The following is a 7,982-nucleotide window of genomic DNA, read 5'->3' as shown; positions in this document are numbered from 1 at the left end:
AGAAAGGCCTTCGCCTCCCGGCTCAAGCCTTTCTCCCTCCCCACCGAGCTGTACTAAGCTACTAATGTGATAAATGATATGTGAGAGTGGCTAACTTAGACTTGAATTTTCCGTCTATTATTTTACCCAAGAATTCCCATTAAGCGGAACGGGAAAAGTAAATAAGCGAGCTTTAAGAAAAATCGTCACGGAAAAGATTTTTAATGGCTCATTAAAACATATTTAAACAAAAAAGATTACAATTCAGACTGCAGCGAGGCGAACAAATTGGTTCGAGTCGCTGTGGTTTTTAATTTGAACGAAGAACTTCTGTTAAAAAAGGACTATAATTGAAAGTGCTGAATTTTTCAGCAATTGTTAAGTAGGAGAAATTGTCATGAATCTTAGTTTATTATTCGGTCAAATCATTCTGATGTTCGCGTTGATGCTGGTGGGGATGTTAGCCAACCACATTCAATTTATGCATGAACAGACGGCCAATGACCTGACCAACGTTTTATTATATATTGTTTCACCGTGTTTAATTATTAAATCATTTGAAAAACCATACTCCGCTAGCCGGATCCACGCCTTTTTAATTCTCGCGGTGGGGATCTTTATCGTTTATTTAATTCAAATTGTGGTGTCTAAGCTGTTTTTCCATAAAATTAGCGACCATAACTTACGCAGGATCGTTGAATACGGCAGTATTTATTCCAATGCAGGTTTTATCGGCATTCCACTGGCCAGTTCGCTATTTGGCTCAACTGGGGTTTTTTATGCAGTCGTTCCGTTAGCGATGTTTAATATTTTTAACTGGACACACGGCGTCAAACTTTTTGCCGCGCCTGATTCTGACCAGAGTTTGCAAAAAAAATTAAAGACCATTTTTTTGAATCCTAATATTATTGCGTTAGTAGTGGGACTGTGTCTGTTTTTATTTTCCATTCAGCTGCCAGCATTGGTGAACCAAATGATCGACTATATTAGTGCGATCAACACGCCGGTTTCAATGTTGGTGATTGGTAATAGTTTGGCTAACATTAGTCTCAAAGGCTTCAAGCTGCAACGACCAGTCTTGGTCTCGCTTGGTTTGCGGAACTTAGTGTATCCGTTGGTCACGATCGTTGTGATGCAATTTTTGGGGCTGACTGGTGTGCCATTGTCGACCGCTATTTTGATGATGGCTTGTCCTGTGGGTGGGATGGTAGTTTTGTTTACACTGCAAGCCCATGGCAAACAAGACCCAGCTTTAGCTTTAATGGGGACTTCGACCTTATTGAGTCTAGTGACGATCCCGGCAGTCTTTTTGATCAGTAACTGGCTGCTGTAATGGTGTGATCAAGCTTGAAGGTGGTCATTTCTAAACTGCAGCGGGGTAACGTTCATGGTAGATTTGAAAGTTTTAGTGAAATAGCTCGGAGAATTAAAGCCGCAGCGACTGCTAATTTCAGTGACAGAAAGTTCAGACTCTAATAACATTCTGGCAGCTGTTAAAATTCTGTAGTGAATAATATATTTACTTGGACTAGTGTGTAAGTTTTTAGCGAAATAGCGTTGACACTCACGAACACTGATATTTGCGCTAGCCGCAAGTTGCTGACTTAATTGGTTGGGCGTAGTGATGATCGATCCACAACAGTAGCTTTTGCAGTGTTGATTCAGTCTTTGAAGCATTAATTGGGAGAGCAGTTTTTGATGAACCATTAATTTTTAGTAGGATCTGGGATAAAGCGGCACGAATTTCGAATTCGTAGCCGCTTTTCTTAGTTTGCTCGGAAAAATAAGCCTGATCAAATAAAGAGCTGATTTGGTCAGTTAGCGGTTCAGTATTTTGGGTGAGGATCCAGGCAGGAATACTGCTTTTAAGCAATGGACGAACGTAGAGCAAATCAAAAGCACTATTCAACTGCCCAGCAACGATAGCAGGGTCAAAGACGAGTGAACGGTAACGACACGGTGCGGCACTCAGACACTTCAGGCCATGCAGGGTATTAGAATTAAGTAAAAAGCCCTCACCTGGTTTGATTTTGTAGCTGTGAGCGGCTAAGGAAAGCTGAATGATTCCTTCATCCAGAAAGAAAAGTTCTAATTCTGGGTGCCAATGCGGGATGATTTCTTGACCGACATAGGCATGAAGATCTCGGCGGTAACTGGTTAGTGGGAATAAAAGATCTCCTCTTGTCAGCTGCTCTTGTTGATACTGGTTGACTGGTACAAAATATTGTTGTTTAGTCATGAAAGAAACCCTCCGTTCACTAAATGATTGTCGTAATTATTATATTATATGGCACAAATATTAAAGGAACAACATTAGCTGTTCGCTATAATGATAGTTAAGAATAGAAACTCAAATTGTGGAGGGAAAACATGACCTATAAAAATCTGATTTTTGATATTGATGGAACATTGATCGATACCCAAGAAGCCGTTTTACAAACTTGGCAAACAACATTGAGAGAATATGGTTACGATTTTTCTTTGGATCAGCTGCAAGCTATTTTAGGCATCCCGTTACCGCAAGGGCTTGAGCAGCTGGCCGTGAATGTTGACCAGGACTACCAACAACGATGGAATGATAACTACGCTAAAGAAGCCGACAAGATGTTTTTCTTTGCAGGGATCGAAGATGTTTTACAGCAACTGCAACAAACGGGTGTAAATATTGGCGTTGTAACTTCACGTTCTCAAGATGAGTTAGACCAGTTTTTCAAGGACTTTGAATTAGAAAAAATCTTTCCGGTAATTATCACTGCGGATGATACAAAACTACATAAGCCTGAACCAGAACCGCTTGAAAAATATCTCAAGCAGGTAGGGGCAGCAAAGGAAGATTGTATTTATATTGGTGATATGCCGACTGATATTTTGTGTGCCCAGCGAGCAGGAATGACAGCTGGCCTGGTTAATTGGTCGCAAAAGGAACTGTCAGAGACACGGGCAGAATTTGTGTTCCTTAGTCCGCAAGAAATGTTAGCAATCTGAGCCAAGCTGACTTGAGCCTTGAAGAACTGAATCAACTCCTAGTGAAGTTGATTTAATTGACAAACAAGAGTCAATCTTTTAGGGTAGCCCTAAGAGGGTCGATCGTTTGTCAACTTGATAGGAGATGATTGAATGAGCTTCTTGAAGAATCACTTTGGCTTTTTGGTCCAATGTCTGGCCTTGTTTATCATTGGAAATCTGTTATTTGCATTGAAGACTAAACAGGAAATTTCCTGGCAAGGAACATTATGTGCGCTGGTTTTGATACTGGTAGCTGTTCCAATCAATTGGGCATTCGACAAGTTCTGGAACAGGAATGAAAAAGGAAGTTAATAATCAGCTTAAATCAATACCACTAGTCATGACTTGGAGCGAATGTCATGGTTAGTGGTATTTTAATCGGTATTTGTATTGTTAGAAACAAGGACGATTTTTTGTTACCATCGTGGTATAGGGAAGGTGCTTGTCAATAATTTCGTGAGAATAGAGGTGTAGCAATGAGGAAAAAGATTATTTGGTGGATTCAGCTAGTGATAAATTGCTTATTCTTTTTGTATTTGGCTCAAAAGATTGATACCATGTATCATTCTGGACCAGGATTGTCTTTTGTCATTAGTATCTTTTTAATAATAATTGCAATCGTTCTTGGCTATGCCTTAACGGTGGGCTTTGAAAATGATGAACATTAGAAAAAATAAGTTTAAACCAGCTACAAATAAACACCAGCGCTCACGACTAGTACTTAGTCGCGTAAACGCTGGTGTTTTTAATTGTGATCTTATTTGGAATATGCTAAACCACGCTTGAAGCGTCGCCAAAAGCTGGTATCGTCCGTTTGTAACATCAGTCCACCATAAATATGGCCAATGTAGACGGCTAATAAGATGATCGTTCCGACCAGTAAGAAAAGCGAGAGGCTAACTTCGAGCCAGGAAGCAGACTGGTCAATAATGCGCATTGGCATAAAGAAACTCGAGAAGAATGGAACATATGACATAATCTTAACGAGTAGGGCAGTCGCATTATCTTGAAAAGGAATCGACAAGAAGAAGGCGAACATACTCAAATAAACGGTAGGCTGTGCGGCTTTTGAAGCGTCATCGGCCTTGGAGACTAGTGCCCCGCTAAAGGCGGCTAAGATCGTGTAAATAATGACTCCTAGTAATAAGAAGACCAAGTTCACATTCACCAGGTTGCCGATGACTTGTTTGACGATCGAGCCGCCGGAAGTCAGGATATCGTGAACTGGTTTGAGATTCTTAATTGCACCAAACGCTGCCCAGCCACCGACTAGGTATAGAGCGATTTGAGTAATGATCACTCCGACCACGCCAAGGATCTTACCGTAGAAATAAGTCGTTGGTGAGGTGCTAGAAAAGATGATTTCCATGATTTTCGTACCTTTTTCAGCCGCAATTTCGTTGGCTGTGACTGAAGCGTAGTTGATCAAGATCATGTACATCATAAAGACGACGATCCAAAATGAAATCAAGTTGGCGACCTTTTTCAGGGAATTTGAATTATCATGAACATCCTGCTTAAACTCTGGTTGGGTCAACAGTGCTTTCGACTGAGTCTCCGTTAGCTGTGCCCGTGAATAATTGAGTTGTTGCTGAGCTGCATTTAAGAAACCAACAGTTTTAGCTTGGAGCGACTTATCTAGCTCCTGCGTTCCAGAATAGTGCGCAGAAACTTGTTTGTCAGTCGTGGTGATTTCCAAATAACCTGCAATTTTGCTGGCGGTTAGTGCACGTTGGGCCGCTTTTTTAGTCGTGATTTTGGGATTCACGTCCTTCTTATTTTGTTGCAGATAAGAGCGACGGATATTGTCATTAGAAGAAACAATTGCGATCCGGTCTTCATCGGCTGAATCAGTGGCCATTCCCGTGAAGTAACCGACCGCACCTGAAATCCCAATCAAAATAAACGGTGAGAGTACAAATAGTAGAAAACTCCAGGTCTTGACTTGATTGGAGTAAGTTTGACTGATAACAGTCCATAATTTACGCATGCGTTTCACCCACTTTCATCCGGAAAATTTGGTCGAGGGTTGGCGGTTGCTGACTAAATTCGGTAATATATTGTCCATTTGTCAACTGAGCAAAGATTGCTGGACCAGCCTGTTCGTTTGCTAAGTGGAGCAAGTAACGGTTAGTTTGGTGCAAAGTTTGGACGCGGCCGACCCCAGGTAATTGTTGCAACTGTGCAACAGACCAGGGAGTGGTAACGTACAGTTCTGTTCTGCCAAATTGCTCTCGGACCTCATTAAGAGTACCGTTAAGGACCATTTTGCCTGCCCGTAACATTACGAGACGGTCACAGACGGATTCAATGTTAGACATGTCATGACTGGAAAAAATAATGGCAGCTCCTTGGTCACGCATCATTAGGATCGCATCTTTTAATAGGTCAGAATTCACGGGGTCTAAACCGCTAAAAGGCTCGTCTAAGATAATTAATTTTGGTTGGTGGATCAAAGTACAGATCAGTTGAACTTTTTGCTGGTTACCTTTAGATAGGCTTTTAATTTTGTCAGTGCGCTTACCCTTAACTTGAAAGCGTTCGAGCCAGCCGTTGATCAACGGTTTGATATCCTGGGCTCGTTTCCCCTTGAGTTTAGCCAGGTACAAGATATGTTGTTCGATGGTCATTTTGGGAAGCAGCGATCGTTCTTCCGGCAAATAACCGATTTCGTTGAGGTTCTTTTCTGACAGAGGGTGATCGAGCCAGGTGATTTCACCGTCATATTTCAAGAAGTTCAAGATGCTGTGAAAAGTCGTAGTTTTACCGGCGCCGTTTTGTCCAATGAGACCGGTGATCTGGCCAGGTAAAACGTCAAAAGTGATGTCGTCTATTGCTTGTAAGGAACCAAAACTTTTTGAGAGATGCTTGATTGAGAGCATGTTACAGCTCCTTTCTATTGATTGATGTTTTTAGTTAGCACAAGCGGATCGGTTTTTAAAAACTAAGATAAAATTAATTCTATTTTAATGATAGCAGAAAACAGTGGAACTGCAAGAAGTTCACCCAAAGAGGATAGTACTGGTGCTGGAAATAGAGACTCAGCAATAACTTTGATAACGTTTTCTTAAATTATATTGACAGTAAAGTTCGTTAATTTATCATCAATTCACACCTTAAAAAAATAATATTCGGTTTTAGCTTGATAACCACTGGCGGTTTTGTTACAATAGTGAAGGTTTGTGTGAGGACACAAAATGAAGAGTTTATTCATAAACAAGCGGGCACAGCTCGACTAATTATATTCAATGAGGTGAATGCAATGTCATCAGTAGTAGTAGTTGGCAGTCAATGGGGAGACGAAGGAAAGGGTAAAATTACCGACTTTCTAAGTCATGATGCAGAAGTTATCGCACGTTATCAAGGCGGCGACAACGCTGGTCATACGATCGTATTTGGTGGAGACACTTACAAGTTGCGTTTGATCCCTTCAGGTATTTTTTACAGCGATAAAACTAGTGTGATCGGTAATGGGGTCGTAGTTAACCCGAAGTCTTTGACCGAAGAAATTGATTATTTGGAAGAAAACGGGGTTTCAACAGCTAACCTCCGCGTTTCAGACCGAGCACACGTGATCTTGCCATACCATATTGTCTTAGATAAGCTGCAAGAACAAGCTAAAAAAGACAACAAAATTGGGACTACTGCTCATGGAATTGGACCTGCATACATGGATAAAGCAGCTCGAGTTGGGATCCGGATCGCTGATTTGATGGACAAAGATATTTTTGCCGCTCAACTTAAAATTAACTTAGAAGAAAAGAATCGCTTGTTCAAGAATATGTACGACTACGATCAAGAACTTGATTTTGATGAAATTTTCAACGAATACTACGCTTATGGTCAACGCTTGAAGAAGTATGTCACTGATACTTCTGTTGTCTTAAATGACGCTTTAGACGCTGGCAAGCGGGTCTTGTTTGAAGGTGCCCAGGGTGTCATGTTGGATATTGACCAAGGAACTTACCCATTTGTTACTTCATCTAACCCAGTTGCTGGAGGAGTTACAATTGGTAGTGGAGTTGGTCCTGCAAAGATCAACAAAGTTGTTGGGGTCTGCAAGGCTTATACTTCACGGGTCGGCGATGGTCCATTCCCAACAGAACTATTTGATGAAATTGGCAGCCACATTCGCGAAGTTGGTCATGAATACGGCACGGTTACTAAGCGCCCACGTCGGATCGGCTGGTTCGATAGTGTCGTAATGCGTCATGCCAAACGTGTTTCTGGTTTGACTAACCTTTCATTAAACTGCTTGGACATTTTAACTGGGATCGAAGAATTGAAGATCTGTACATCATATGATTTAAATGGCGAAAAGATTTATCATTACCCAGCTAACTTGCAAGAATTAAAAGCTTGCAAGCCAGTTTATGAAACACTGCCAGGCTGGACTGAAGATATCACCGGCTGCAAGACTTTAGCAGACTTGCCAGAAAACGCCCGCGCATATCTCCACCGGATCGAAGACTTGGTTGGTATCAAGATCTCAACCTTCTCAGTTGGCCCAGACCGTGACCAGACTAATGTTTTAGACAGTATCTGGGGTCTCTAAAAAATAAAATAATCTGTGAAATTCACCTCAGCGGACAGTTGCTGGGGTGAATTTTTTATAATAAAAAAGCTATTAAATAGATAAGTTTAAAGTTAACGTTGTGCCGGATGTCAAATTGTTGGCAAAAATCATGCCAGCTTTTTTGGTTGATAAACTGGGATAGTCTTCAGAGAAAAATATTTTTTATGGGTGTATGCAGTTTGCTTTAGCCCGTAAAGACTCATGTTCTCAAGGAAGTTGAGCTAAAGCAACCAGATTTTAGACATAATATGCAGAACTTTTTTTTAAAAATTTGGGCTTAAAAATTTTTTCTCTGGGGCTAAATCATGGTGGGTCTAGCTCAAAGGTGTCAAGTCAAATTTTTGAACAATATTCAGGCTTTTATTTGGAAGAAAGTGGCGGTAAAATAGAGAAGTGTTAAGGATTAGAACAGACGTTTGAA

At 41.0% G+C, this 7,982-nt stretch carries 9 protein-coding genes; 5 read left to right on the top strand and 4 right to left on the bottom strand.

Translation table 11 applies throughout. From position 1 onward, the window contains the following. The first annotated feature begins 376 nt into the window (after nt 1-376). Nucleotides 377-1,312: an AEC family transporter gene (locus LPAF129_RS04580; protein WP_244054979.1), complete on the top strand. Its 936-nt coding sequence runs from the start codon at nt 377-379 to the stop codon at nt 1,310-1,312. A gap of 8 nt (nt 1,313-1,320) precedes the next feature. On the opposite strand, the gene LPAF129_RS11270 is transcribed toward LPAF129_RS04580, so the two are convergent. Continuing rightward, on the bottom strand, nt 1,321-1,656 hold the full coding sequence (locus LPAF129_RS11270; protein ID WP_373875032.1) for a helix-turn-helix transcriptional regulator: 336 nt from the start codon (nt 1,654-1,656) through the stop codon (nt 1,321-1,323). Further along, a complete protein-coding gene (locus tag LPAF129_RS04575; protein ID WP_244054978.1) occupies nt 1,565-2,218 on the bottom strand; it encodes an AraC family ligand binding domain-containing protein in 654 nt (217 codons plus the stop codon). Before LPAF129_RS04575 ends, LPAF129_RS11270 begins: the two co-directional genes overlap by 92 nt. A 131-nt stretch (nt 2,219-2,349) precedes the next feature. On the opposite strand from LPAF129_RS04575, the gene LPAF129_RS04570 reads away from it, so the two are divergent. The 3 genes from LPAF129_RS04570 (at nt 2,350) to LPAF129_RS11200 (ending at nt 3,653) form a co-directional block, all read left to right on the top strand. Further along, nucleotides 2,350-2,964, top strand: coding sequence for an HAD family hydrolase (locus LPAF129_RS04570; RefSeq protein ID WP_244054977.1), 615 nt, complete (start codon nt 2,350-2,352; stop codon nt 2,962-2,964). Nucleotides 2,965-3,096: 132 nt separating this feature from the next. Next, complete coding sequence (locus tag LPAF129_RS04565; protein WP_244054976.1) at nt 3,097-3,297, top strand: hypothetical protein; 201 nt, start codon at nt 3,097-3,099, stop codon at nt 3,295-3,297. 224 nt (nt 3,298-3,521) lie between these two features. Next, on the top strand, nt 3,522-3,653 hold the full coding sequence (locus LPAF129_RS11200; protein WP_265747192.1) for a hypothetical protein: 132 nt from the start codon (nt 3,522-3,524) through the stop codon (nt 3,651-3,653). An 89-nt stretch (nt 3,654-3,742) separates the two neighbouring features. Here LPAF129_RS11200 and LPAF129_RS04560 read toward each other — a convergent pair whose 3' ends face one another. Together LPAF129_RS04560 and LPAF129_RS04555 are read right to left on the bottom strand one after the other, a co-directional pair. Next, on the bottom strand, nt 3,743-4,975 hold the full coding sequence (locus LPAF129_RS04560) for an ABC transporter permease (protein WP_244054975.1): 1,233 nt from the start codon (nt 4,973-4,975) through the stop codon (nt 3,743-3,745). After that, complete coding sequence (locus LPAF129_RS04555; protein WP_244054974.1) at nt 4,968-5,867, bottom strand: ABC transporter ATP-binding protein; 900 nt, start codon at nt 5,865-5,867, stop codon at nt 4,968-4,970. Before LPAF129_RS04555 ends, LPAF129_RS04560 begins: the two co-directional genes overlap by 8 nt. 380 nt (nt 5,868-6,247) lie before the next feature. On the opposite strand from LPAF129_RS04555, the gene LPAF129_RS04550 reads away from it, so the two are divergent. After that, nucleotides 6,248-7,540, top strand: a complete 1,293-nt coding sequence (locus LPAF129_RS04550) for an adenylosuccinate synthase (protein WP_244054973.1) — start codon at nt 6,248-6,250, stop codon at nt 7,538-7,540. Nucleotides 7,541-7,982: the final 442 nt, after the last annotated feature.

This window comes from Ligilactobacillus pabuli (genome assembly GCF_022836475.1).
GTDB classification, from domain to species: Bacteria; Bacillota; Bacilli; order Lactobacillales; family Lactobacillaceae; genus Ligilactobacillus; species Ligilactobacillus pabuli.
Note: the sequence above shows the minus strand (reverse complement) of the source record. Positions and strands in the feature narration are given on the sequence as shown.

Bases quoted from the DNA above. Each gene is read 5' to 3' on its own strand.
- LPAF129_RS04580 (WP_244054979.1), top strand. From the start codon at position 377: ATGAATCTTAGTTTATTATTCGGTCAAATCATTCTGATGTTCGCGTTG.
- LPAF129_RS04555 (WP_244054974.1), bottom strand. From the start codon at position 5,867: ATGCTCTCAATCAAGCATCTCTCAAAAAGTTTTGGTTCCTTACAAGCA.
- LPAF129_RS04575 (WP_244054978.1), bottom strand. From the start codon at position 2,218: ATGACTAAACAACAATATTTTGTACCAGTCAACCAGTATCAACAAGAG.
- LPAF129_RS04565 (WP_244054976.1), top strand. From the start codon at position 3,097: ATGAGCTTCTTGAAGAATCACTTTGGCTTTTTGGTCCAATGTCTGGCC.
- LPAF129_RS11270 (WP_373875032.1), bottom strand. From the start codon at position 1,656: ATGCTTCAAAGACTGAATCAACACTGCAAAAGCTACTGTTGTGGATCG.
- LPAF129_RS04560 (WP_244054975.1), bottom strand. From the start codon at position 4,975: ATGCGTAAATTATGGACTGTTATCAGTCAAACTTACTCCAATCAAGTC.
- LPAF129_RS04550 (WP_244054973.1), top strand. From the start codon at position 6,248: ATGTCATCAGTAGTAGTAGTTGGCAGTCAATGGGGAGACGAAGGAAAG.
- LPAF129_RS04570 (WP_244054977.1), top strand. From the start codon at position 2,350: ATGACCTATAAAAATCTGATTTTTGATATTGATGGAACATTGATCGAT.